General features: G+C 61.3%; 16 protein-coding genes. 11 read left to right on the top strand and 5 right to left on the bottom strand.

Features of this window, described 5'->3' with window-relative positions:
* Positions 1 to 543: 543 nt before the first annotated feature.
* The gene (locus tag V7M64_RS11530; protein WP_333679292.1) at positions 544 to 1,485 is read left to right on the top strand and encodes a hypothetical protein; all 942 of its coding nucleotides are present in this window, start codon (positions 544 to 546) and stop codon (positions 1,483 to 1,485) included.
* A 316-nt stretch (positions 1,486 to 1,801) separates the two neighbouring features.
* On the opposite strand, the gene V7M64_RS11535 is transcribed toward V7M64_RS11530, so the two are convergent.
* The 4 genes from V7M64_RS11535 to V7M64_RS11550 form a co-directional block, all read right to left on the bottom strand.
* Positions 1,802 to 3,391 (bottom strand): response regulator, encoded by a 1,590-nt coding sequence (locus V7M64_RS11535; RefSeq protein WP_333679293.1) that lies wholly within the window; start codon positions 3,389 to 3,391, stop codon positions 1,802 to 1,804.
* Between the two features lie 132 nt (positions 3,392 to 3,523).
* Complete coding sequence (locus tag V7M64_RS11540; RefSeq protein ID WP_333679294.1) at positions 3,524 to 3,973, bottom strand: response regulator; 450 nt, start codon at positions 3,971 to 3,973, stop codon at positions 3,524 to 3,526.
* Positions 3,970 to 5,733: an ATP-binding protein gene (locus V7M64_RS11545; protein WP_333679295.1), complete on the bottom strand. Its 1,764-nt coding sequence runs from the start codon at positions 5,731 to 5,733 to the stop codon at positions 3,970 to 3,972. The genes V7M64_RS11540 and V7M64_RS11545 overlap by 4 nt, the downstream gene beginning before the upstream one ends.
* 342 nt (positions 5,734 to 6,075) lie before the next feature.
* Positions 6,076 to 8,406, bottom strand: a complete 2,331-nt coding sequence (locus tag V7M64_RS11550) for a GH92 family glycosyl hydrolase (protein ID WP_333679296.1) — start codon at positions 8,404 to 8,406, stop codon at positions 6,076 to 6,078.
* Between the two features lie 236 nt (positions 8,407 to 8,642).
* On the opposite strand from V7M64_RS11550, the gene V7M64_RS11555 reads away from it, so the two are divergent.
* The 8 genes from V7M64_RS11555 to V7M64_RS11590 all read left to right on the top strand — a co-directional run bounded on the left by V7M64_RS11555 (position 8,643) and on the right by V7M64_RS11590 (position 21,957).
* Complete coding sequence (locus tag V7M64_RS11555; protein ID WP_333679297.1) at positions 8,643 to 9,692, top strand: LacI family DNA-binding transcriptional regulator; 1,050 nt, start codon at positions 8,643 to 8,645, stop codon at positions 9,690 to 9,692.
* Positions 9,693 to 9,784: 92 nt separating this feature from the next.
* Positions 9,785 to 11,035, top strand: coding sequence for an L-fucose:H+ symporter permease (gene fucP / locus V7M64_RS11560; RefSeq protein WP_333679335.1), 1,251 nt, complete (start codon positions 9,785 to 9,787; stop codon positions 11,033 to 11,035).
* A 187-nt stretch (positions 11,036 to 11,222) separates the two neighbouring features.
* Complete coding sequence (locus tag V7M64_RS11565) at positions 11,223 to 12,200, top strand: carbohydrate kinase (protein WP_333679298.1); 978 nt, start codon at positions 11,223 to 11,225, stop codon at positions 12,198 to 12,200.
* 2 nt (positions 12,201 to 12,202) lie between these two features.
* Positions 12,203 to 13,414, top strand: coding sequence for an AGE family epimerase/isomerase (locus V7M64_RS11570; RefSeq protein WP_333679336.1), 1,212 nt, complete (start codon positions 12,203 to 12,205; stop codon positions 13,412 to 13,414).
* A gap of 630 nt (positions 13,415 to 14,044) precedes the next feature.
* Positions 14,045 to 16,912: a TonB-dependent receptor gene (locus V7M64_RS11575; RefSeq protein ID WP_333679299.1), complete on the top strand. Its 2,868-nt coding sequence runs from the start codon at positions 14,045 to 14,047 to the stop codon at positions 16,910 to 16,912.
* Between the two features lie 89 nt (positions 16,913 to 17,001).
* Entirely contained in the window at positions 17,002 to 18,846 is a 1,845-nt protein-coding gene (locus V7M64_RS11580) for a beta-galactosidase family protein (protein ID WP_333679300.1), read from the top strand.
* 272 nt (positions 18,847 to 19,118) lie between these two features.
* On the top strand, positions 19,119 to 20,318 hold the full coding sequence (locus V7M64_RS11585) for a glycoside hydrolase family 27 protein (protein WP_333679301.1): 1,200 nt from the start codon (positions 19,119 to 19,121) through the stop codon (positions 20,316 to 20,318).
* A gap of 226 nt (positions 20,319 to 20,544) precedes the next feature.
* On the top strand, positions 20,545 to 21,957 hold the full coding sequence (locus tag V7M64_RS11590) for a hypothetical protein (RefSeq protein WP_333679302.1): 1,413 nt from the start codon (positions 20,545 to 20,547) through the stop codon (positions 21,955 to 21,957).
* Positions 21,958 to 22,020: 63 nt separating this feature from the next.
* Here the strand turns inward: V7M64_RS11590 and V7M64_RS11595 are convergent, their stop codons facing one another.
* On the bottom strand, positions 22,021 to 23,091 hold the full coding sequence (locus V7M64_RS11595) for a LacI family DNA-binding transcriptional regulator (protein ID WP_333679303.1): 1,071 nt from the start codon (positions 23,089 to 23,091) through the stop codon (positions 22,021 to 22,023).
* 488 nt (positions 23,092 to 23,579) lie between these two features.
* On the opposite strand from V7M64_RS11595, the gene V7M64_RS11600 reads away from it, so the two are divergent.
* Complete coding sequence (locus V7M64_RS11600) at positions 23,580 to 24,779, top strand: Gfo/Idh/MocA family oxidoreductase (protein WP_333679304.1); 1,200 nt, start codon at positions 23,580 to 23,582, stop codon at positions 24,777 to 24,779.
* Entirely contained in the window at positions 24,776 to 25,978 is a 1,203-nt protein-coding gene (locus tag V7M64_RS11605; RefSeq protein WP_333679305.1) for a nucleoside permease, read from the top strand. The genes V7M64_RS11600 and V7M64_RS11605 overlap by 4 nt, the downstream gene beginning before the upstream one ends.
* Positions 25,979 to 25,981: the final 3 nt, after the last annotated feature.

The following is a 25,981-nucleotide window of genomic DNA, read 5'->3' on the forward strand; positions in this document are numbered from 1 at the left end:
TCCATTTCGCGCTCATCGTCGATGGACTCAGATGGTAGTGTTAACACGCCCTAGGGAATTTCGCCCTGAGTCCTCGCAGAACGGTGCGTGGAACCCTCGATTCACACCGCTCCATTTAGAAGAATTAGCGAGGATGCTTCCAAGCGCCCTTCGGCAGAGCGAGCTTCCATAGGGGGATACCACGCGTGGCGTCAGCCATTTGCTTATGGTCAAGCTGCTGCGCTGGATAGCATGGAACCGTGTCATGGATATTTTTTGTATTAGTTACGGGCAGATGCCCTTCGCATGATTATTTACTAAATATCCGCTTTGCTGCATTAATTGTATTCATGAGGTTTATTGCGTGTTTTAAATAGGAGTTCGATTATGCTTTTTCATATATCTTCTCATCTGAGCGGTCATGGCATCCACGAGGTCAGTTCGTCCCATCCGTCAGAAGGGAAGCCCCGCCCCAAAGAGGAGGGCTCACTCGGTCCGCGGGTCAGCCCACAGCCTGACCCGTTCAAGCCGTCCGCCAGCGGACTCCCCACCAGCAGCGCGCCCATGAAGTCCACGCTGCAAAAGGTCACGTGGTCCAATACGGACGGGGAGTACGTGATCAAGACGACGGACGTCGCGGATGCGAATGGCAGCCGGCCGGTTTACAAGCGTGACAGCGAAACGGGGGCGCCTGTGCTAACGACTGAGCGAGCAATAGCCGATCAGCAGGGAGGCTGGAAGGTCGTGAACGATACGGATGCCGCCAAGCCAGCGAACGCCCCTGCTCCGCCACCGCCCGCCAAGTTCAATCATGCGCAATGGGAGGACATCAAAGCCAACGGTGTCAGCGCGGACGGAACTTTCCCGGATGGCAAGGGCAATAATCTAGTAGATATCCTCGGCGAACCCCATCCAGCAATCTTCGATCGACAGTTGCTGGGCTGGAAAAAGGTGGATCCCGATAAACCCAACGACTTCAGCAAAAGCGTGCCGATCAAACTGGATGGCAAAGGGGGAGCAGAAGTGTTGACCAGGGTGAATATGAAGGGAGGGAAGCCTCCTGTCTTCGTCAAACAGATGACGGAAGACGCGGTTGCACACCACAAAAAGGCGGTCGAGAACGCTAAGCGTGCGTATGACGACGCCTATGAAAAGCATAAAAATTCAGAAGCCGCAGTTAAAACCGCTGAAAACAAGGTTGAAAATGTTTCAAGGGTAATAGCGGACACCGAAAATGCATTGGCATATAAGCGCGCGTTACCTTGGTATCCAGGCATGCCCACGGACCCACAGTCAAGGGCGAAAATGACAAACGCGATAGAAAAAACCGCTGATAACCTATCCAGCCTCCAGCAGCACCGCCAGGTTGCTGAAAAGGAGTTGAACAATGCGCAGGATAGCGCTCGTATAACCAAGAAAGACAAGGATGAGAAAGCCACTGCTTTGCAGCAAGCCAAGACTAAGCTTTCGGATGCTGAAAATCGGCTCAGTAAACTCGAAAGCTAGTTTGCCCAGTGACCTACCCCGCATTTGTGGCGACGCACCGATTTTGAGTGGCGCACCGATTAGGAATCCAATCCCAACTGATAGGGATTGGACGTGAAGAAGCGTTTTACCGCGGATGTCGAGACGGCGGGGCGAAGCGAGGCGCGCATACCGTGCGACCCCAACCTTTTGAATGTGAATGATGGGGTGACGTCCAGAAGGCCCGCAGGCCGTGCCGCGTGGCTTGCCAAGACGGCCAGTCTTCCCTGCGCCACGCAGCACACCCTGCGGGCCTTCTGGACGTCATGCCGGGCACGTGGAATAGATCAGAGCATCCTCAATGTCGAGATTTTTCTTTGCCGCCACTTAAGGCCTGGTGCACCGCACGCAGCAAGGCTCGTGTCCCTACCGGCTTATTCAAGCGTTGCACGCGGCTACCGTCCGGCATGCACAGTTTCGGCGAATCAGATGAATCCTCGGCACGGCATAGAACCAGCACGCCGCGGCGATAACCGTATTGGCTCAATGCAGCCAGCGTACGCTCGCTGGTGAACAGGCTCATGTCGGCGTCCATCACCACCAGGTCAGGCAGGCCGCAGGCTTCGATCCATTGCAGCGCGGCGGTGCCGCTCTGGCTGGCGTGCACTTCATAGCCCCACGCATCGAGCGTATCGCTCAGCAGCGTGAGCTGGCCGGCTTCCTCCACTACCAGCAGCACGTGTTCGGCATTGCCGTGCAGGCTGGCGTCGTTTTCGACCAGGTCCAGATCCGTCGCATCGCTGGTCGCGCGCCGCAGCGGTATGTAGAGATCGAAGCAACTGCCTTCGCCGACCACGCTGTCCATGCGCATGACGCCGCCATGGCTGTAGACGATGCGGCGGCATGACAGCAAACCGAGGCCGGTGCCGCCTTCCTTGGTGGTGAAAAACGGTTCGAACAGCCGCTTGCGCACGTCATCGGTCATGCCGATGCCGGTATCGCTGACCGACAGGCATACATAGTCGCCGGGCTGCGCGTCTTCCTGTTCCAGGAAAAAGCGCTGGTCCAGTTTCGCTTTGCGGGTGGTGACGCGCAGGATGCCGCCGTTGGGCATCGCCTGGATCGCGTTGAGAGAAAGATTGAGCAGGCATTGCTGCAGCTCGGTGTGATTGCCCTCGAAGGTTAGCTGCGGATCGGCCACGTCGACATCCAGCGTCACCGTGCGCGGCACGCTGCCTTGCAGCAGCAGCGACAGCGCGTCGATCAGCGCCTGCACTTTCACCTGTTCGGCGCGGCGTGCCCCGCGTGCGAACGACAGCATGGATTGCACCATTTCCAGCCCGCGCCGCCCGCAATCGCGCACCAGCGCACCGAGCCGCGCCAGGCGCGGGTCATCCTGGTAGTCCTGCAGGCTGTCGCCGGCAAGCAGCAACGGCTGCAACAGGTTGCGCAAGTCATGGCTCAAGCCGCCGGCCAGCATCGCCAGGCTTTCGAAGCGCTGAATGCGGATCAGCTCCGCTTCGGCCCGCGCACGCGCGCGTTGCTCCTCCGCCTCGCGCAGTGCGCGGCGCACGGCGCTCGCCAATCGCGCGGGATTCTGCTTGAGGATGTAATCGGTAGCGCCTTCGCGCAGCGCGGCGATCGCCGCCTCCTCGCCCAGCGTGGCCGAAACATAGATGAAGGGGATGTCCTCGCTGTGGTCGCGCAGCAGTTCCAGTGCGCGCTGTCCGGAGAAGCCGGGCATGCTGAGGTCGGACAGGATGATCTGCGGCTTGAATTCCTGCAGCGTCCGCACGTAGGCGGATTCGTCGTCGACCAGGCGCACGTCGTAGTCGATGCCATCGGCCTGCAGTTCGGTCAGCACCAGCTCCGCATCGAGCGTGCTGTCCTCGACCTGCAGTACCCGTATGCGGGGCAGCGAACGTTGCTGGCTGGACTTGTCAGGCATTCCTTCTGCGTTCCAAGTGGTCCTGAACATCATATTTCAATCGGCAACCGGTGAAATGAGAGCACGACGCATGGAATCGCCACGAACAGGCGCTCGCCCGCCCGGTCGCTCCTGCCGAACCTGCCCCACTCCCTATTCCCGCCCCCCGGGCGCCTGGTTCAGCACCGCCCAGAACTGGCCGAGCGTGCGTACAGCCTGGAAAAACTGCCCCACGTCCACAGGCTTGATGACATAACCGTTCACCCCAAGATCCCAGCTGCGCGCCAGATCGCTCTCCTCGCGCGAGGATGACAGGATCACCACCGGCATGTGGCGGAAGTGTTCGTCCGCGCGCATCTGCGTGAGCACGTCCAGCCCGTTCATGCGCGGCATCTTGATGTCCAGCAGCACCACCACCGGATCGTCCTCCGCGCGGCCGGCGAACGCGCCGCGGGCGTACAGCCAATCCAGGCAATCGACCCCGTCCTCCACGTGGACCACCGGGTTGGCCAGATGCGCCTGGCGCAAGGCGTCCATGGTCATCTCGGCATCAACGGGACTGTCTTCGACCAGCAGGATGGGGCGTAGGGCGGTGTGTGTCATGGCGATTGGGACGGCGGCTCGATAGCCGACAAAGTGAAGTGGAAACGGGCACCGTGGCCCGGCTCCCCTTCGGCCCAAACGCGGCCGCCGTGGCGCATCACGATGCGCCGCACGTTCGCCAGCCCGATGCCGTTGCCCGGAAACTCGCTGGCCTTGTGCAGCCGTTGGAATACACCAAAAAGTTTGTCGACGTAGCGCATATCGAAGCCGGCGCCATCGTCGGCGACGGTAAATTCGTAGTCGCCGGTTTCGTCTTGCCGTACGGAAATGTCGACGTGGGCGATCTCGCGCTGGCTGGAGTATTTGACGGCATTGCCGATCAGGTTCTGCCATACCGTGCGCAGCATGTTTTCGTCGCCGACCACCGTCGGCAGCGGGTCGATCCGCCAGACGATACGGCGGTTGGACGCTTCCGATTCGGTCAGCGCGCAGGTCTCGCCCACCAGCGCCTGCATGTCTACTGCTTGCAGGCGCAAGGCGCCGCGGCCCAGGCGCGAGAACACCAGGAGGTCTTCGATCAGCTGCGCCATGCGATGCGACGCATCGCGCACCACGCCCAGATAATGGCGACTGGTGTTGTCGAGCTGTTCGCCGAGATGATCTTCGAGCTTCTGCGCAAAGGCGGTGATGTGCCGCAGCGGCGCGCGCAAGTCATGCGACACGGAGTAGCTGAAGGCCTCCAGCTCGCGATTGACGTCGGAAATCTGCGCCACCTTGTTTTCCAGCTGGTGATTGAGCTCCTTCACTTGCTGCTCGACCAGGGCACGCGCCGTGACGTCGCTGACCGTCAGCAGCAGCACCGGGCTGGTGCTGTCTTCCTGCTGCAGCCGGCGCGCATTGATCACCACGTGCCGCTCCACGTCGTCGACGGTGCGCTGGATGAGTTCGAAATCCCACAGCTCGCGATCGCGCAGCAGCACGTCGCGCAAGCGCTGCAGCAGCACTTCGTCGGCCCAGGCGCCCTGCCCGATGTCTTCCAGGTAATCGGCGCGGCTTTCCTCAGAGACGCCGTAGAGCTCGCTGAAAGCCGCATTCACCAGCAAGCTGCGCAGATTGTGGTCGAGCAGTGCGATCGGCTCACGCACGGCCTGCAGGATCATCTGCGAACGCTGCACCGCCTGCCGCTCGCGCACTTCGGCCTGCAACCGGCGGCCGATCTGCCGCTCAGAGACGATCACCACGATCATCAACATCAACAGCTGGGCTGCCGCCGTCAGCGCCAGCACCAGGCTGCTGTTTTCCGACTGCTTGCGCGCGGCATCGCGGCGCTCCTGCAAGGCATGTTCCGCCTCGGCGACGACCTTGTCCGCCACGGTGTCGACGTGGAACAACGCGTCGGCGTCGCGCAGTGCCTGTTCCGCGCCGGCACGATCGTTGTGCTGAAAACGCTGCAAAGCCTGGTGCAAAAGCGCCAGGCGGCCGTTTTCCACCGCGTTGAGTTGCTCCACCAGGAGTTGTTGCGCCGGGTTGTCGCCGGTGACGCGGCGCAGCTGGTCCAGCAAGCCGGGAATGTCGTCTTCCGCGCCCAACGCTGCGGTTTCGGCGTGGCTGGCAGGATCATCCGCCAGCAGATGCTGGATGGCCGATTCGGCGGAATGCGTTTGATCGGCAATGCGATAGACCAGCGCCTGCACTTCCGACGAGCGGGTGACCAGTTCACCGGCCCGCAGCGATTCCTTGGAGCTGCCGCGCATGATCAGGTACGGCAGGGCGACGATGACAAGGACGGCAAGCAGCAGGCCACCGGTGCGCCAAGGCATCGCTACTTGTCGCCCTCCCCCCGGAATCATGGACTGCCCTTGGTCCTTCGCATCGGCATGATGCATGCATTCTGCGCATGTTTTGCGGCCACTGACTAGTACGAACGCCTTTCACTTACATGAAGGTGACTGCCGCAGGCCTTGGTTTATTCAGCACCGTTCTTTTTGGAATGCCGCAGAGCGGCCATCAAAAGAAACAGACGGAAGAGCATCCGCAAACCCCACCCATCGGTATTCGCAGGTCGGGGCAGCGCCTTGATGCTTGCCGCATTGCACTCCCTTCCCTGCCTGCAGGGAAGGGAGCCAATCGCCGCGCTGACGATTGGCATTCCAGTCTGCGGCTTACCGGTAAGGACTTATCGAAGCGGGCCGCGCCGACATGTCCTTCCCCCACTCCTTGTTCGGCTGCGCCTGCATCGTGAAATGCAGTTCGCCGCCGGCGAGGATGTCCGCGTGCTTCAAGTACACGCGGTCCAGCGGTTTGCCGTTGAGCGTGACCTGGCCGACATAGGGATGCGCATCATCGAACGGCTCGGCGGTAATGGTGAAGGTGCGGCCGTTGCTCAGGTGCATGGCCGCACGCGGCACGAACGGCCGGCCGATGGCGTATTCGTCGCTGGCCGGCGTGACCGGATAGAAGCCCAGCGCGGTAAAGATGTACCAGGCGGACATCTGGCCGAGATCGTCGTTGCCGATCAGGCCGGCGGGACCCGGACCGTATTCGTTGTCCATGATCTGCTTCAGCCTGGCCTGCGTCTTCCACGGCTCGCCGGCGTAGTCATACAGGTAGGCGATGTGATGGCTGGGTTCGTTGCCGTGCGCGTACCAGCCGATCAGGCCAGTGATGTCTTCCACGTTCTTGAAGATGCTCGGATCGACCTTGGCGTCGAACAATTCGTCCAGCTTGTGCGTGAACGCCTGGTCGCCACCCATCGCGGTAATCAGGCCGGCCACGTCCTGCGGCACGTACCAGGAGTATTGCCAGGCGTTGGCTTCGGTGTAGTCATCGCCGTAGCCGGCGCTGGTCGGGTCGAACGGTTCGCGGAATTTGCCGTTGGACAAACGCGCGCGCATGAAGCCTGTTTTTGGATCCCACACGTTGCGCCAGTTCGCGGCGCGTTTCTCGAAGGTATCGTAGATGTCGTGCTTGCCCATCGCCTTGGCCATCTGTGCGATGGCCCAGTCGTCATACGCGTATTCCTGCGTTTTGGAACCGCCTTCCACTTCCTTGTCGATGGGCACGTAGCCGAGCCTCATGTAATCGGCGAGATCACCGTAGTCGCCGTAGGTGGCGGTGGATACCATCGCCTTCATGGCCTTGTCCGCGTCGTAGCCGCGGATGCCCTTGATGTAGGCATCGGCGATGATCGCCACGGCGTGATAGCCGGTCATGCACCAGGTTTCCAGCCCCTGGTAGGCCCACACCGGCAGCATGTGGAATGGACTGGCCTGCTGTGCGGCAAGCAACGAGCGCACGAAATCCACGGTGCGATCCGGATGCAGCAGGATCATCAATGGCTGCTGCGCGCGGTATACGTCCCACACCGACCAGCTCGAATAGAAATCGAAACCGTCGGCGTGATGCACCTGATAGTCCGGACCGCGGAACTCGCCATTCACGTCCATGCTCAGGCTGGGCGACATCAACGAGTGATACAGCGCGGTGTAGAACTGCGTGCGCAGCGTCTTCGAACCGTCCACGTCGATCGGCGCAAGCGCCTTGTTCCAGGCTTCCAGCGCATCGTGACGCTGTGCGTCGAAGTCCCAGCCCTTGCCGTCCTGGTCCAGATTGGCGAGGGCGTTCGCTTCGCTTACCGACGACACCGCCACTTTCACCAGCAGCGGTTGCTTGAGCTCGCCGAAATCGAACACGCCTTCGAGTGCGCGACCGTGCTGTGCATTCGCGTCCTGCGGCTGATAGCCCGGCCCCTTGAAGCCCTTGTAGACCAGGTCGGTTTCGCGGTTGTAAAGCTCGTGCGAAGCCATCGGCTGGTTGAAGCGCATGGCGAAGCACAGTTCGCGTCCCGGCGCCCAGCCGCGCGTGGTGCGGCAACCGGTGACGATGCCATCTGCACGCACTTGCAGGTTCGACCACAGCACTTTGCCGGGGTAGTCGTAGATGCTGGGGCGCAGATCGAGCAGCAAGTGCGCTGGCTTACCTGCAGGGAAGGTGTAGCGATGCCAGCCCACGCGACGGTTGGCGGTGAGTTCGGCGCGCACGCCGTAGTCGGCCAGGGTCACCGCGTAGTAGCCGGGCTGCTCCACTTCGGTGGCATGGTCGAAGCGCGAGCGATAGCCGCTGCCCGGTACCTTCTCATCGCCCGGATCGAGCTTCACCTCGCCGGCGATCGGCATCACCAGCACGTCGCCCAGGTCCGAATGGCCGGAACCGGAGAAATGTGTGTGCGAGAAACCCATGATGGTGGGATCGTTGTACTGATAGCCCGCCGCCCATTTGTAGGCGTGCTTGAAATCCGGCATGGCGGTATCCGGCGACAACTGGATCATGCCGAACGGCACCGTGGCGCCGGGGAACACGTGGCCATCGCCACCGGTGCCGATGCGGGGATCGACCTCGCCCGCATGCGGCCCGGCCGCCCAGGCAAGGGGTGCGGCGGCCAGCGCGGCAAGGACCAACAGGGAAAGACCGGAACGAAGCAGGCGATGGTTCATTGAAGGGGGGCCTGTTAATGTGCTCGGTTAAAGCAGGCGGGGGGAGTCTGCAAAACCCCATCCTGCGGATTTTGCCCCTGTCAGGACAGGGCCAAAGGTGGGATTGACGCTTTGGATCGTTCCAAAGCTCGCGACGCTAACACTGGGGGCGGAGGCTTGGCATGCTGCATTGCAGGATCACAACTTCGCGGGTTCGGGTACATTTGGATCGTTATAAAGGCGAGGTTCTGGCATAAATGGGGAACACACCGCCGGTCGGCCGCAAGGTCACCCTGAGCGATATTGCCGCGGGCTGCGACGTCTCCCGCGCTACCGTTTCGCTGGTCCTGCGGGGTAGCCCGCTGGTCAACAAACACACGCGCGCGCGCGTCGAGGAAGAACTGCGACGCCAGGGCTACGTGTACAACCGCGCCGCGGCGAACCTGCGGCGGCGCACGTCATCGAGCATAGCGCTGGTCCTCAATGACCTGGCCAACCCGTTCTTTGCGGAATTCGCCGCGGGCGTGGACGAGATCCTGGGCGACACCGGCTACGTGACCCTGCTGGGCAGCACCGGCGAATCCACCGAGCGCGAGCTGGCGGTGCTCGGTTCGCTGATGGAGCACGGCCCCGCCGGCATCATCCTGTCGCCCGCCGAGGGCAGCGATGCGCAGCAGATCCTGTCCGCCGTGGGCGCGGTGACGCCGCTGCTGCTGTTCAACCGCGAAGTCAGCGGCGACGTGGCGGCGTGCGATCACTGGGACCGCCTGTTCCTGGACAACCAGCGCGGCGCGCGGCTGGCCACCGAACACCTGATTTCGCAGGGGCACCAGCACATTGCGTTCTATGGCGGCCACCTGGGTTCAAGCTCCTGCCGCCAGCGCCGCGCGGGCTACATGGAAGCGATGAAGGCCGCCGGCCTGACCGTCGAGCCGCGCTGGATGGTGGAATGCATTCCCAACCGCCTGGATGCGGTGGCGCAAAGCGAACACCTGTTCAGCGGCAAGAGCGCGCCCACGGCGGCCGTCTGCTACAACGATGCGGTGGCGCTGGGCCTGATGCTCGGCCTGCATCAACGCGGCCTGCAGCCGGGCCGCGATTTCGCCCTTACCGGCTTCGACGACATCGCCGAAGCCGCGGTCAGCGCACCGCCGCTGACCACACTGGCGGTAACGCCACGCGACCGTGGCCGGCAAGCCGCGGAACTGATCCTGCAGCGCGTCAAGGATCCCGCTCCCCCTCCACGTCAAACCATTGCTCCGGTGCAGCTGCTGATACGCGCAAGCAGTTGCCCGCCGGCCGCCTGATTACGGATTCCATCATGGCTTTTACCGCAGTAACTCCGCCGTCCCCTGGATCGTCGACGGCTTCCACCGACAACCGCTACACGTACTACCCCATGGCGCTCACCGTCATCACGACGGTGTTTTTCATGTGGGGCTTTCTCACCTGCCTCAACGACATCCTGATTCCGCATCTGAAGGCAGTGTTCGAACTGAACTACGCGCAGGCGATGCTGGTGCAGTTCACCTTCTTCGGCGCGTATTTCCTGATGTCGCTGCCGGCAGGCTGGGTAGTGGGACGGCTCGGCTACAAAAAAAGCATCGTCGCCGGACTCATCGTCGCGGGCATCGGCGCGGTGGGTTTCTGGCCGGCGGCCGGTTTGCGCTGGTATCCGGCATTCCTTGGCGCCTTGTTCGTGCTCGCCACCGGCATCACGCTGCTGCAGGTTGCCGCCAATCCTTACGTCGCGCTGCTCGGGCCTGAAAAAACCAGTTCCAGCCGCCTCACGCTGGCGCAGGCGTTGAATTCGTTCGGCACCACCATCGCCCCCGTGTTCGGCAGCTTGCTGATCCTTTCCACGCAGGTAAAAAGTTCAGCCGACATCGCCAGCCTTTCGGCCAGCGAACAGCTGCTCTACCGCACCCAGGAAGCGCAGTCGGTGCAGATGCCTTACCTGGGCCTGGCCGTGGTGCTGGTGCTGCTGGCGCTGTTTGTATGGCTGTTCCGCCTGCCGGCCCTGGAAGAAAGCACCACCAAGGCCGACACCGGCCATCACACCCTGCTCGATGCGCTGCGCTATCCGCACGTGCTGTTCGGCGTGCTGGGCATCTTCTTCTACGTGGGTGCGGAAGTGTCGATCGGCAGCTTCCTGGTCAACTACATCGCCGAACCGAACATCGGCCACATGAGCGAGCAGGAGGCCGCGCACTACGTATCGCTCTACTGGGGCGGCGCGATGGTCGGGCGCTTCATCGGATCAGTGCTGCTGGCCAAGCTGTCGCCGCGCAAGCTGCTGACCGTGTTCTCCGCCATCAACGTACTGCTTCTGATCGTCACCATCAGCACCAGCGGCAGCACGGCGATGTACAGCATCGTGGCGATCGGCCTGTTCAATTCGATCATGTTCCCGACCATCTTCTCGCTCGGCATCGAGCGCATGGGGCCGCTCACCGGCAAGGCGTCGAGCTTGCTGATCATGGCGATCGTCGGCGGGGCGCTGGTGCCGTTCCTGCAAGGCGCGCTGGCGGACAGCATCGGCATCCAGCATGCCTTCGTACTGCCGGCGCTGTGCTACGGATACATCGTGTTCTACGGAATAAAAGGCTCGATCATTCGCAACGCACCGGTTGCATCCGCCTCGCCGTGATGGGATTGCGCCCCTGCTTGCTAGGGGCGCAATCAGGTGAGTACTGGCTTGCGACTTTCTCGCACATACGCCTCACCCGCTCTCCCGGCCCGATCGATACATGGCTCCGCCGGCTGGAGAGAACAAACGTGTCGAGCACCGCGCATCTTTCTAACAACAGCTTTGCATTACACCTTGGGGTCCTTTGATGAAACGTTCCATCCTCTGCTTCGGCGAGGCTTTGATCGACATGCACGGCGAAGGCAGCGATGGCCACGGCTTTGCACGCCACTTCATTCCCTTCGCCGGCGGTGCGCCCGCCAATGTCGCGGTGGCGGTAGCCAAGCTCGGCAGCCATGCGCGCTTTGCCGGCATGCTGGGCATGGATCGCTTCGGTGATTTCCTGCTGCACAGCTTGCAGCAGGCCGGTGTGGATACCGCCGACGTCGTGCGTACCGGCGAAGCCAATACCGCGCTGGCGTTCGTGACGCTGGACAGTCGCGGCGAACGCAGCTTCGCGTTCTATCGCCCGCCCTCCGCCGACCTGTTGTTCCGCGCCGAACACTTCCGTCCACAGACGTTCCAGGACACGGACGTGTTCCACGTCTGCTCCAACAGCATGACCGATCCGGATCTCGCCGACGTCACCCTCACCGGCATGCGCCGCGCGCGGGAAGCCGGCGCGCTGGTGAGCTTCGACCTGAACCTGCGCCCCGCGCTGTGGCCGATGGGTGTCGAAGCGCGTCCGCACGTGTGGCCTGCGCTGCTGCTGGCCGACGTGGTGAAGCTCAGTGCCGAGGAATTCGACTGGCTGGCGAACGAAGGCGAAGAGGCCATGCTCGAACGCCTGTGGACCGGCAACGCGCGCCTGCTGATCGTGACCGATGGCTCCAACCCGCTGCGCTGGTTCCATCCGGATGCACAGGGCGAATTGCCTTGCTACGACGTGCCGATGGTCGACAGCACCGGCGCCGGCGACGCTTTCGTCGGCGGGCTGCTGTACCAGTTCGCCGAGATGAATATCAAAGCCACCAACCTCGATGCCTGGGTTGCAACGCTGCCGCGCCTGCACGCCGCGCTGCGCTTTGCCAGCGCCTGCGGCGCCGTGGCGGTGACGCGGCATGGCTCCTTCTCCGCCATGCCGCACGCCACCGAGGTCGTACAATTCATGGAGACTTACGCATGACTATGCCGGCCCAACCGGATTTCCGTTCCGAAAGCTTCCTGCGCGAGCACATCGCGCAAACCATGGCGTTCTATCATCCGCGCGCCATCGATCCGAACGGCGGCTTCTTTCACTACTTCCGCGATGACGGCACCGTCTATGACGCCAGCCATCGCCACCTGGTGAGCAGCACGCGCTTCGTCTTCAACTACGCGATGGCGGCGATCGAATTCGGCAAGCCGGAATACCTCGACGCCGTGCGCCATGGCCTGCGTTATCTGCGCGAGGTGCACCGCGATGCCAGCACCGGCGGTTATGCATGGACGCTGCGCGATGGCAAGCCGGAAGATCGCACCAACCACTGCTATGGCGTGGCCTTCGTGCTGCTTGCCTACTCCACCGCGCTGAAGGCTGGGGTCACCGAAACCACCGCATGGATGGATGAAACCTGGCAATTGCTGGAAAAGCATTTCTGGGATGCCGACGCGAGCCTCTATCGCGACGAAGCCGATCCGCAATGGCAGTTCAGCACCTACCGCGGCCAGAACGCCAACATGCACATGTGCGAGGCGATGCTTGCCGCCTACCAGGCCAGCAACGAGCCGCATTACCTCGACCGCGCACTCACACTTGCGCGCACCATGACGCAACGCCAGGCCAAGCTCGCCGACGGTCTGGTGTGGGAGCACTATCACCAGGATTGGAGCGTCGACTGGGATTACCATCGCGATGATCCCAAGCACCTGTTCCGCCCATGGGGTTTCCAGCCCGGCCACCAGACCGAGTGGGCGAAGCTCTTGATGATCATGGAACCGCTGCTGCAGGAACGCGGCCAGAACGAGGCATGGCTCGTCCCTACCGCGCAGCACCTGTTCGATACCGCCTTGGCACGCGCATGGGATCCGGTACACGGCGGCATTTGCTACGGCTTCGCCCCGGACGGCAGCGTCTGCGACGGCGACAAATACTTCTGGGTGCAGGCCGAATCGCTGGCTGCTGCCGCATTGCTGCACGCACGCACGGCCGACAGGAAATACGACGAGTGGTACGCCAAGTTGTGGACGTACTCGTGGGAGCACTTCATCGACCACCAGTACGGCGCGTGGTACCGCATCCTCACGCAGGACAACAGGAAATACAGCGACGAGAAGAGCCCGGCCGGCAAGGTGGATTACCACACCATGGGCGCTTGCTATGAAGTGATGGCGTTGATTCGCCACGGTGGCACGCCGTAAGTCTCTTTCGGCTTTTTTTGCGCGATACAAAAGCCCCTGTTCGGGGCTTTTGTTTTTTTGTGCTTCGATCAGCGATGTACTCAAAAAAACTGGATTGACCAGCTTCGCTGTTGTGAAGCGCCTCGGCTTTCGCCGGATTGACGACTAGCACTGCGCGTATAGCGGTTCCTGCCGAAATAACAAAAAGACGCAACGCCATATCAAGTTTCATATCCCGGTGCCTGATTCCACGCTTTTCGGCCGGATCCCTACCCCTCCGTTTGCCTGCCATGGCTACTTTTTTCAGCGACGTCACCTAAAAAGCCCCGCAAAACATGGCCCTTTTTACCGCCTTAAAAAAATGTTGCGGCGCAACTTGTAGACCGTCAATCAATCTTATTATCTTAAAATACGACAAATGAAATCGGTCCAGGACACGGCCTGTCTTTTTCGGGGAAATTTGCACCAAGCCTTGTTTTGCACCGTGGCTGGCGAACGTTGAAGGGGTGGTCTCCGGGCCATGACGTTTTCCAGTCTGGGAGAGTGCGACGTCGACACGAAACATGCCGGCATAAGTGCAGCACCGCTTCAAGCGACATCGCATTCGTTATTCGTGGTTGGCAACGTAGTTCCAACGGGAGGGGTAAATCGATGCAACGCAATCCAATGGCGCACTCGGTGCGTCTGGCACTGGCGGCGATGGGTATCGCCAGTCTGGCCGGCTATAACGTACAAGCACACGCGCAAACCAGCGCGCCGACTGCGTCCACCACCGCAGCTGCGCCGTCCGGCACCGGCAGCACGGATGACGGCAACGGTACGAACAAGACCGACAACAAGAAAAAAACCACCAATCTCACCGCGATCACGGTCACCGGCCAGCTCGCCGCCATCCAGCGTGCGGAATCGATCAAGCAGAACGCGGTCAACGTCGTTGACTCGATTTCTGCGGAAGAGAACGGCAAGTTTCCTGACCCGAACGTGGCCGACGCCTTGCAGCGCGTGCCCGGCGTATCGGTGAACCGCAGTGGCGGCGAATCCAGTCAGATCGCCATCCGCGGTTTCGGCCCCGACTTCGTGGCCGTGACGGTCAACGGCCGCCAGATGGCGACGGCGTCCGGTACGCGCGCATTCGATTTCGACGTGCTGCCTGCCGACATCATCAGCCTCGCTCAGGTCAACAAGACCTCGTCGGCCGACATTCCCGAAGTCGACATCGGCGGTGTCGTCGATGTTCAAACCGCGCGCCCGCTGGATTTCACCGGCTTCCACGCGACCGGCTCCGCCGCCGGCGTCAACAGCAACCTCACCGGCAGCTGGGCCGGCAAGACCACGCCCAAAGTATCGGGCCTGGCCGGCTGGACCAATGCAACGCATACCTTCGGCGTGCTGGCGTCCGTGCAGTACTACAAGCGCGACGATACCCAGATCAATACGCAGGCCAACTCCTGGTACGCGAACCAGAATATTTCCAAGCTGTCCGGGCTCAGCAATCCGAATTACACCAACGTCGCCATCCCTGAAACGCTGGCGAACAACGTGCTTACCGAGGAACGCACGCGCAAGAACTTCACCGCCGCGATCGACTGGATTCCGATCGATCAATTGACGGTCAAGTTCGACACCTTGTATGCGGGTTATGACGTCAAACCGTTCGAACACGAATTTGGCGAATACGGCAACGCCAGCGACCTCCAGTCGCTGACCACCGATGGCAACGGCACCGTGCTGAACTACGTGCGCAAGCCCGCGGGGGTGATGTCGAACGACTACGTCGTCGCCTACAACCCTAGCAATGAAAAAATGATGCAGAACGGATTGAACCTGGCCTTCAACATCGATCCTTCGAGCACCATCAGCCTGGACATCTCCAACTCCAAGGCCTGGAACAAGCAAAGCCCCTATGGCTATTTCGCGGTGATCGGCACACGCAATATCGGCGTCAATCCGACCTGGACCAACAACGGCAGCAGCCAGCCGCCGAGCTACACCAACATTCTGCCCACCACCGATTTCACCGACTTGTATGCGCACTGCTGCAACATGGGCGGCCAGTCGAACAACGTCACCGAAGGCATCACCCAGTATCAGCTGAATTTCTCCAAGAGCTTCGAGAGCGGCGTCCTGTCCAACCTTGAATTCGGCGTCCAGGAAAACCGCGACTACAACAAATCGGTGTCAGTGACCACACCGGACGGCATCCTGTGCAACGCGTACTGCGGCTATGCCGTACATGTGCCCGCGGATGTCGTCGGTGCATACCTCTATACGCCACCGGCGCCCATCAGCGGCGTTTCGCAGCCGGGGGTGCCGAAGCAATGGATTCAGTACAACGTACCGGCGTACTACAACTGGCTGACCACACCCGCGGCCTACAACCAATTGACGGCTGACAAGCGCGCCGCCCTGCTTGCCGCCCTTGCCCAGTACGGCAGCTTCGGCGCGAAGGTGAACCCCGGCAGCTTCAACGAAGTGCGCGAAACGGAAAAGGCGGCGTTCGCCAAAGCGGTGTTCGAAGGCACCATGTGGGAAAAACCGTGGGCCTTGGATGTCGGTGTACGCTACTTGGACGTCAGCTCCGAATCCCAGGCGATTTTCCAGGAGCCGATCAGCTACTACGTGGATCCGAACGACACCAGCGCAAGCCAGGTCGCCTATGGACCACTGCAGCCGCAATCGGCCACGGGTGGCTATCACAAATGGCTGCCGGCGTTGAACTTCAAGCTCAACCTGCTCGACAACCTGATTTACCGCTTCTCCGCGTCCAAGTCCCTCACGCCGCCCCAGCTGAGCAACCTGTATTACAACAACGCCTTCGGCACTCGCCCGGAATCGTTGACGATCACCCGCGGCAATCCCAATCTGCAGCCATACACGTCGACCAACTTCGACACGGGCCTTGAGTGGTACATCGACGACGCCAGCTATTTGGCGATCGAAACCTTTTACAAGCATGTCAGCAACTTCAGCACGATCGTCAGCACGCCGGTGCAGTTCCTTGGCCACACCTGGTCGCTGAGCGAGCCGATCAACCTGAATTCGGCGCGGATCTACGGCGAAGAACTGACCTTCAACTATCAGTTCAAGAATGTGCTGCCGGCGCCGTTCGATGGCCTGGGCATGGCGTTCAACTACACCCACGTACAAAGCAGCGCCAACCTCAGCCCCGGCACGATCGCGGCCTCCGGCAAGTTTGCCGTGCCCGGTATTGGCGATTCGGCCAACCTCAGCGGGTACTACGAAAAAGGTCCCTGGCAAGTACGCCTGGCATACAACTGGCGCGGCTCCTACCTGGAGAGCCTTTCCTACGGCTCAGGCGCCCAACCCGCCACGCGAACCAGCTATGGCCAGTTGGATCTGAGCGCGAGCTACCAGGTCAACAAGCACGTGTCAGTATTCGTCTCCGGCACCAACCTGACGCAATCGCATCTCTACGATTACTCCGTGTATCCCAATCGCTTCCTCTACGCCGAGGCGGATGGCACGGTCTATACCGTGGGCGTGCGCGGCACGTTCTGAGGCCGCACGCGTAGGTTGGGATTTCATTCCCGCCTACGCGGTTCGGCCGATGTCGTTTGAATGATCCAAGTGCAGGGCAAGGGGCTTCAATGAAGGTATTGAAAAGCGTGTCGATGGGTATCGGGCTTGGTCTAATGCTATCGAGCCATGCGTTCGCCGCACCGGCTGACGCCACGCATGGGCTGGCCATCGAACACGGCCAGTTCATGCTCAACGGCAAACCGTTCCGCATCATCGCCGGGGACATGCACTACACGCGTGTTCCCCGCGAGTATTGGCGGGCGCGCCTGAAGATGGCCAAGGCGATGGGCCTGAACACGATCACCACCTATGTGTTCTGGAACGCGCATGAACTGACGCCCGGTCACTACGACTTCAGCGGCCAGAACGACGTGGCCGAGTTCGTCCGCGAAGCACAGCAGGAAGGCCTGTACGTGATCCTGCGTCCCGGCCCCTATGTGTGTTCGGAGTGGGATCTGGGCGGGCTGCCGGCATGGCTACTAAAGGATCGCGACGCACACATCCGCACTACCGATCCGAAGTTCATGCAGCCGGCGCAACGCTGGCTGCATCGGCTGGGCCAGGAACTGGCGCCACTGCAATACAACCGCGGCGGCAACATCATCGCCGTGCAAGTGGAAAACGAATACGGCAGCTTCGGCAAGGACAACGATCCGTATCTGCAGCAGATCCGCAAGGACATCGTCGACAGCGGCTTTGATGCCTCGCTGCTATACACCTCCGACAGCGCACCCGCATACGGCTCGCTGCCGGACCTGCCCAAGGTGATCAACTTCGGTGTCGGCCATGCCCCGGAAAAGCTCGCCAAACTGCACGCCTGGCAACCCGGTGGCCCGTACATGGTCGGCGAATACTGGGTCGGCTGGTTCGATCACTGGGGCGGCCCGCACTACGTGATCAACGCCACCAAGGTTGCGAACGAGTTGTCCGGCATGTTGAAACAGGGTTACTCGGTAAGCATGTACATGTTCCATGGCGGCACCTCGTTCGGCTGGATGAGCGGCGCCAACTGGGACGACGACAGCTACCAGCCGGATGTCACCAGCTACGACTACGACAGTCCGCTGGACGAAAGCGGCCGCCCCACGCCGAAGTACTACGCATTGCGCGACGTGATTGCCAAAACCACCGGCAGCACGCTGCCGCCGGTGCCCGCAACGCCCGCGACGCAAGCCATCGACAACATCAGGCTGGATCAATCGCAATCGCTGTGGGACGCATTGCCCGCTTCCACGGCGTCGCATGAGCTCAAGACCATGGAAGAGCTTGGGGAGTCCTACGGCGACATTCTTTATCGCAAGCGCATCGATGCCGATGCATCGGGCAGCTTGCATATCGATGGCCTGCACGACTACGCGCTGGTATACGTCAACGGCAAGCGCGTGGGCACGCTCGATCGTCGCCTGAAGCAGGATTCGCTCAAGGTGAAGCTCGCCAAAGGCGACACCCTCGATCTGCTGGTGCAGAACGATGGCCGCATCAACTTCGGCGAGAAGATGGTCAACGAGCGCAAGGGCATCGTGGGCTCAGTGACGCTGCAAGGACAAACGCTGCTCGACTGGCAGATCTACGCCTTGCCCTTCGCCGCCAACGAGAACGTCAAGGTCACCCATGGTGCATGCCATCATGCACCATGCATCTACCACGCCACCTTCAATGCGCCGGTATCGGGCACCGCCGATGCCGACACCTTCCTGGATACCAAGGGCCTGGGCAAAGGCGTGGTATGGCTCAATGGCCATCCGCTGGGCCGCTTCTGGAACATCGGTCCGCAGCGCACGCTGTATGTACCTGGTGCGTGGTTGAAGCCCAGTGGCAATCAACTGGTGGTGCTGGATCTGCTGACGGAAGGCGAGCCTACGCTGCGTACGTTGAAGCAGCCGATGCTTGGGCCGCCGAAGCAAGCGAAATGAGGCCTGTTGTGATGCGGATGTCTAACAAATCCCCATCAGCCCTTCATTGCGTGCAGTAGAGTTACCCCTTATGGCCGTCGTTCCCGCGAAAGCGGGAATCCATTGTCAAGGATGTACCAGTGCAAGGTGGATTCCCGCTTTCGCGGGAATGACGGCCATGAGGTAATGGCAACTTCCACGACAACTTTCCCTCGCGTAGTTGCAAGAGAGGGCAGCAAGAACAAGTTCGACGCTCATCAAGTTCCAATCTTCTAGTGGTGGAGAAAAAATCAATGATGGCTTCCCCTGCATCCCTGCGGCGCGCTGCCGCTTCACTCACCTTCGTGGTCGCCATCGCGGCTGGCGCAGCTCCTGCACCGGATACGCAGGCACAGCCGCCGCAGATGGGTTTCAACAACTGGAACTCCACGCACTGCCGCGATGAGTTCAACGAGAAAATGATCCGCGGCATCGCCGACAAGTTCATCAGCCTGGGGCTGCGTGATGCTGGTTATAAGTACGTCAACATCGACGATTGCTGGGCCAACTGGCAGCGCGACAAGAACGGCAATCTCGAACCCAATCCCAAGCGCTTTCCGAGCGGCATCAAGGCGCTGGCCGAGTACATCCACCAGCACGGCCTGAAGTTCGGCCTGTATTCCAGCGCCGGCACCTCCACCTGCGAGCCGCTGCAGGAAAACCGTGGCTTTCCCGGTGGCCTGGGCCATGAAAAGCAGGACGCGGCGACCTTCGCATCATGGGATGTGGATTACCTGAAATACGACAACTGCAACAACCAGAAGGTCGATGCCCTCAAGCGCTACACCGCGATGGCCGAAGCGCTGCGCGCCACCGGCCGGCCGATCTTCTTCAGCGTGTGCGAATGGGGCGAAAACAAACCCTGGTTGTGGGCCGGCAAGCCGCCAGTGGATGCTGGCTCCTGGCGCACTACCGGCGACATCAGCGACAGCTACGCCTCGATGCTGAAGAATTTCAAGCAGAACGTGGTGCTTGATCGCTATGCCACGCCCGGCCACTACAACGATCCGGACATGCTCGAAGTCGGCAACGGCGGCATGACCGATGTCGAATACCAGAGCCATTTCAGCTTGTGGTCGATCATGGCTGCGCCGCTGCTGATCGGTACCGACCTGCGCACGATCAAGCCGGATGCACTGAAGATCCTGCTCAACAAGGACGTGATTGCGGTGGACCAGGATCCGCTTGGCATACAAGGCAAGCAGGTGCGCGATGCCGACGGCATCCACGTGATCGTCAAACCGCTCAAGGACGGGAGCCGTGCCGTGGCCGTATTCAACGAAACCGATACGCCGCACGACGTTTCCGTTTCGGCGTCCGAGATTGGACTGAAGGCGGGTGGCAGCTACAGCGTGCGCGATCTATGGACGCATACGCAGGCCAAGGGCGATGGCACGCTGAAGGCAACACTGCAACCGCATGCGACCGTGATGTATCGCATCAGCAGTCTTTAAATAGCCAGCCAGGCGTTAAGGCAACACTGACTAAGTATCGATGTGAGAGGCCCCGTGTTCCCGAACACGGGGTTTTTTCTTTCTCACGTCTCATAGACCTTTCTCAACGTAATTTCTCTCGCTCGGGTGACCGGCTACATCACAACATGCCGCAGCAAGCTGCGGTGTGGCAGGGGCATTTTGTTTGACCAAATGTCTGCATCAATGACGATGCGTGGAGGGTCATATGCGATCTTTCTTTTGCACTGCCATCGCACTGGCGATGGCTTGTTCGTGCGCGTCCGCTTATGCGAGCGGCGACATTTTATTGGTTCGGCCCGTCAATGGCGTTTTTCCCAACGGCACGCTTGGACCGATGGGCACGGGGCTTTTTTCCGTTGACGATCACGGCCACCATTTGCGGCAGCTGACACCCCTCTTGCCCGGCGCGTATTACATGCCAAGCTGGGTGGCATTCAACAACTATACGACCGGCGTGGATTACTGGTTGACCAAGAATTTTTCGCCGGATGGCCGAAGCATTCTGTATTTCCAGAATCCGTCTGCCGATCCCGCCGATGGTCAATACAGCGGGAAATACTACATAGAGAATGTACTCACCGGCGCGACCCATCCGTTATTTGCCGGCAGCAATGACAACGCCGCGCCCGGATATGGCTATCTCGCCAGGGATCCGGCCAACGGCAATATCGCGGCGTATACCAATTCGACCAGCGAATACCCGGTGACGCCTGCTTGCGTGTACCTGATGCACACCGATGGCACCCATCAGCAACTATTGTGGTGTGCGCCGGCGGATATATCGCTGCCGGATTATCCATCCTGGCCATTGCAAGCCGTGGAATCCATTCGGTGGTCAGGCAACGGCCAGAAGCTTATGGTGTACGCCTCCTACGAGCCACCGCCGCTGGGTGAACTGCCGAGAAAGCCCGCGTTGGCCTCTCCTCGTTCCCTTTTGACGCGCCCCACATCGAAACTGTTCGCCACCAACACGGCGACTGGCCCCGTTGAGGGAAGTGATACAGGATGGTCCGCGCTGTTTGTCGTCGATGTCGCCACCGGCACTGGCGTGGAAGTCGCGGCCAATATCGTCGATCCGCCATCGGGCGACATCTCCTATGACGGCACCAAGGTCATCTACGAGCAGTACGACTACGCCCAATGTGGTGATGAAGACCAGGAAGCACTGGGGGACAGCCTGTGCTTCAAAGATCTGACCACGGGGACGGTGACCGATCTACTCGCACCCACGGTCTGGAACAACCAAGGGGATTACAACGGCTGGTGGAGACCTTATTGGTATCCCGAGATAGTGCTTTCAGCCGACGGCTCAAAGGCGGCCTTCACCATGCTGCAGACGATGGGCTACTCGGAGGCCGATCTGTTCACGATCAACACGGACGGCACCAACCTGCGGCAACTCACATCGAGCGCCACGGCGCCCGCCGCCTACACAGGATGGACACCGGTCGCCTGGTCACCGGACGGCACCCGGATCCTGGCCAATCGCGCGACGCTGCCGGTATCGGGCAGCCTCGATCAAACATGGCCGAGTGAAGTTCACATCATCAATGCAAGCACCGGCGGCGACACCTTCGTTACCAAAGGTTATGCCATCGACTGGCACGAAAAACCGTAGTGCAAAACCCTCTCCGTAGACTGGGATGGCAATTCCGCACAGTGATGCTGGATTCCCCCCAGCCTACGGGCTGCGAAGTGGCGCCGTGGAACCCCGCACGACCAGATCGGCCGACAAGATGCGCTTGCGCGGCGGCACCGCGGGATCATTGAGCAGCTCGATCAGCATGCTGGTAGCTTCGCGCCCCAGCGCATTCTTCGGCTGCGCAATGGTGGTCAGCGCAGGCGACGTGTAGCGTGCAAAGCGGATGTCGTCGAAACCGACCACCGAGACATCTTCGGGCACGCGCAAGCCGTGCGAACTCAGTGCGCGCATGGCGCCAATGGCCATCTCGTCGTTGGAACAGAACACCGCACTGAACGATGGTCCGCGCGAAAGCAGCAACTCGATGGCGCGCTCGCCCGCTTCGATCGAAAAGTCGCCGACCGCGCTCAGCACGGGGTTTATCGCGATACCCGCGCGCTGCAAGGCGCGTTGATAGCCCAGCTCGCGATCCACGCAGATCGGGCTGGTCGGCGGTCCGGCAACAAAGGCGATGTCGCGATGGCCCAGAGTCACCAGATAGTCGACCGCCGTTGCCGCAGCCGCGACGTTGTCGACGTAGACGCTGCAGATCTGGCTGTCCTTGACGTACTCGCACGCATTGACCACTGGCAGGCGTCCTTGAATCGGAATCGCCGGCACACGCGGAGACATGGTGATGATGCCGTCGGCTTGGCGCGCAGCCACCATGTCGGCATAAGCCTGCTCGCGCACGAGGCTGCTTTGCGTTTCGCCCAGCAGCACCGAATAGCCGCTTTCGTGCGCGACCTGTTCGATGCCGCGAATCACCTCGGAGAAAAAAGGATTGGCGATATCGGGCAGCAACGCCACGATCAATCGCGTGCGCGCCGTGCGCAAGTTGCGCGCCTGCGCGTTGGGTGTGTAGCCCAGCCGCTTGACCACCTCGTGGATGTGCTGGCGCGTTGCTTCGCTGACGACTTCGGGCCGCTGCAAGGCGCGCGATACGGTCGCGACGGATACGTTGGCGGCGGCGGCGATCTCCTTGACCGTCTTGCCACGGGCAGGCTGCGACCCGGCGCCCGAGTCATCTTTGCCGCGCTGCCGCTTGCGCTTGGATCCGTCCCTGCTCACTCGTTCGACCTCTCTCATCGCCTTTGCATTCAGGACGATACCACTCGCCTTCCGGCGCGCGTTTGCACCAGCGGCCCGGCTCGTCTTTGTGCGGTGCAATGTAATGGATTACATAAAACCGTTGCAACAGCGTACACGTATCTGTTACATGTTTCGCCAGTTATTTGGCTTTCTTTTTCATAGCACGTCACGCGGCTTTCGCTCGAATGCGGAAGCTCATCGCTCCGAAAATGTAATCGAATACATTTTCTCGGCAGCGCGGCACGGGGAGAGGAAATGGCGGTACCTGGATCAACCGGCAGTCCGTGCGCGTCGAATGCCGCGCCTGTACTTCGCTTCCGCCTTTCCGGCTTGGACTCACCACCTGTCATCCCGGCGAAAGCTGGGATCCAGCGACTTTTCGCCTCAAAGGCACTGGATTCCAGCTTTCGCTGGAATGACCACGTGTTGAAGTTGCCCTTGAGTACGGAGCACTGGGAGACGGCCCGATGAAGAAACTCGGCATGGGCCTCGTCGGCCCCGGGTTCATTGCCGCGCATCACATCGACGCCGTGCGCCGCCTGGGCGACGTGGAGATCATCGGGATCGCAGGTTCCAGTCTCGACTCCGCCAAGCAACGCGCACGCGACCTGGGTGTTGCGCGCGCTTATGCCAACTACCAGGCGTTGCTGGCCGACCCCGCCGTACACGTGGTGCACAACACCACGCCCAATCATCTGCACAAGGAAATTTCGCTCGCGGCGCTGCGCGCCGGCAAACACGTGATTTCCGACAAGCCGCTCGCCAGCAGCGTGCAGGAAAGCCGCGAGTTGTTCGACGCCGCACGCAACGCCGGTGTCGCCAACGTCGTCACCTTCAACTATCGCGGGCATGCACTGGTGCAGCAGGCGCGCGCCATGGTCGCCAAGGGCAAGCTCGGCGCGCCGGTGCTGGTGCATGGCTGCTATCTGCAAGACTGGCTGACCGACGAGCGCACCTATACCTGGCGCCTCGATCCGAAACTGGGCGGCGCCAGTTCCGCGCTCGGCGATATCGGCTCGCATTGGTGCGACCTGGCCGAGCACGTGACAGGGGCGCGAATCACCGCGGTGCTGGCGGATCTGCATACGGCCGTGCCGGTGCGCCAGGCGCCAGCCACTTCCGCCAAGGCCTTCGCCAACCAGACCAAATCCACGCAGCGACGCAAGGTCGCCATCACCAGCGAGGATCTGGCCAGCGTGCTGTTGCGTTTCGACAACGGCGCACGCGGCAGCCTGCTGGTCGGACAGGTGTTGCCCGGCCACAAGAACGATCTGCGCCTGGAAATCAATGGCCGGCTTGCTTCACTCGCGTGGCGACAGGAACAGCCCAACGAACTGTGGATCGGCCATCACGCGCAGGCCAACACACTGCTCAGCCGAGATCCCGCTCTGCTGGATACGTCCGCACGGCCTTATGCACATCTGCCGGCCGGGCATCCTGAAGCATGGGCCGATGCCTTCCGCAACCTGATCGCCGATGCGTATACGTGGATTCGCAAAGGCGGCAAGCCGGATGGCAAACCGTCGGCATTGCCGAGCTTTGCCGATGGCTACCGCAACAGCCTGGTGATCGACGCCATGCTGCGCAGCAACGCCGCTGGCGGTGTATGGCAGAACGTCGAAGCACCTCGCGAAACAACATCATCGAAAAAGGGGAAACGTGGATGAAATGGCGCCTGCGCTTGATGATGCTGTTCGAATACGCGATCTGGGGCGCGTGGTACGTCACCGTTGGCACGTGGCTCGGCAAGACACTGCATTTCAGTGGGCAGGAGATCGGCGCGGTGGCCGGCACCACCGCGATCGGCGCGATCATCTCGCCGCTGTTCGTCGGCCTGCTGGCTGATCGCCTGTTCGATACGCGCCGCGTACTGGCGGTGCTGCACATCATCGGTACCGTGTTGCTCGCCTTCGCCGCCAGGCAGAGTGCATTCCCGGTGCTGTATGCGGTCCTGCTTGTCTACAGCCTCTGCTACATGCCGACGCTGGCCTTGACCACATCACTCGCCATGCGGCACATCGACGATCCCGGCGAGGAATTCGGCGCCATCCGCGTATTCGGCACCATCGGCTGGATCGTGGTGGGTTTGATCGTCGGCGCATGGGGCGTGGAAGCCACGGCATCGCCGCTGTATCTGGCCGCCGCGCTGTCGCTGGTGATGGCCTGCTATTGCCTCACCCTGCCGGCAACGCCGCCACTGGCGCGCCACCAGCGCTTCGAACTGCGCCACGCATTTCCCGTCGAATCACTCCGGTTGCTACGCGGCCGCTCGATGGCGGTGTTCGCGCTCGCCTCGTTCCTGATCTGCATTCCGCTGCAGTTCTATTACGCATTCACCAACCTCTTTCTCAACGAAATCGGCGTGGTCAACGCGGCCGGAAAAATGACCGGCGGGCAGATGTCGGAACTGTTCTGCATGCTGCTTATCCCCTGGTTCTTCCGCCACCTCGGCGTGAAATACATGCTCGCCGTCGGCATGCTGGCCTGGGTGCTGCGCTATGCGATGTTTGCCTTCGGCGCGCCCGGCGACCTGATGTGGATGCTATGGATCGGCATCGTGCTGCATGGCATCTGCTTCGACTTTTTCTTCGTGGTCGGCCAGATCTACATCGACCGCGAAGCGCCACCCGCCCTGCGCGCTGCAACGCAGGGCCTGATCACCTTCCTCACCTATGGCGTAGGGATGTTCGTCGGCTCCTGGGTTTCCGGGGTGGTGGTCGATGCCCACGCCACGGCGAACGGGCATGACTGGCGCCCGATCTGGTTGATGGCAGGCACCTGCGCTGCGTTCGTGCTGGTGCTGTTCGTGCTGATGTTCAAGGACCGCAAGAGCAGCGTCGGCAATGCGGCCACGGTCGCCAACTGACGT

Source organism: Dyella sp., from assembly GCF_036746095.1.
Lineage (GTDB): Bacteria > Pseudomonadota > Gammaproteobacteria > Xanthomonadales > Rhodanobacteraceae > Dyella_B.

Excerpts from the sequence above, each read along its gene's own strand:
- V7M64_RS11530 (WP_333679292.1), top strand. The coding sequence starts at position 544 with ATGAAGTCCACGCTGCAAAAGGTCACGTGGTCCAATACGGACGGGGAG.
- V7M64_RS11535 (WP_333679293.1), bottom strand. The coding sequence starts at position 3,391 with ATGCCTGACAAGTCCAGCCAGCAACGTTCGCTGCCCCGCATACGGGTA.
- V7M64_RS11540 (WP_333679294.1), bottom strand. The coding sequence starts at position 3,973 with ATGACACACACCGCCCTACGCCCCATCCTGCTGGTCGAAGACAGTCCC.
- V7M64_RS11545 (WP_333679295.1), bottom strand. The coding sequence starts at position 5,733 with ATGCCTTGGCGCACCGGTGGCCTGCTGCTTGCCGTCCTTGTCATCGTC.
- V7M64_RS11550 (WP_333679296.1), bottom strand. The coding sequence starts at position 8,406 with ATGAACCATCGCCTGCTTCGTTCCGGTCTTTCCCTGTTGGTCCTTGCC.
- V7M64_RS11555 (WP_333679297.1), top strand. The coding sequence starts at position 8,643 with ATGGGGAACACACCGCCGGTCGGCCGCAAGGTCACCCTGAGCGATATT.
- fucP (WP_333679335.1), top strand. The coding sequence starts at position 9,785 with ATGGCGCTCACCGTCATCACGACGGTGTTTTTCATGTGGGGCTTTCTC.
- V7M64_RS11565 (WP_333679298.1), top strand. The coding sequence starts at position 11,223 with ATGAAACGTTCCATCCTCTGCTTCGGCGAGGCTTTGATCGACATGCAC.
- V7M64_RS11570 (WP_333679336.1), top strand. The coding sequence starts at position 12,203 with ATGCCGGCCCAACCGGATTTCCGTTCCGAAAGCTTCCTGCGCGAGCAC.
- V7M64_RS11575 (WP_333679299.1), top strand. The coding sequence starts at position 14,045 with ATGCAACGCAATCCAATGGCGCACTCGGTGCGTCTGGCACTGGCGGCG.
- V7M64_RS11580 (WP_333679300.1), top strand. The coding sequence starts at position 17,002 with ATGAAGGTATTGAAAAGCGTGTCGATGGGTATCGGGCTTGGTCTAATG.
- V7M64_RS11585 (WP_333679301.1), top strand. The coding sequence starts at position 19,119 with ATGATGGCTTCCCCTGCATCCCTGCGGCGCGCTGCCGCTTCACTCACC.
- V7M64_RS11590 (WP_333679302.1), top strand. The coding sequence starts at position 20,545 with ATGCGATCTTTCTTTTGCACTGCCATCGCACTGGCGATGGCTTGTTCG.
- V7M64_RS11600 (WP_333679304.1), top strand. The coding sequence starts at position 23,580 with ATGAAGAAACTCGGCATGGGCCTCGTCGGCCCCGGGTTCATTGCCGCG.
- V7M64_RS11605 (WP_333679305.1), top strand. The coding sequence starts at position 24,776 with ATGAAATGGCGCCTGCGCTTGATGATGCTGTTCGAATACGCGATCTGG.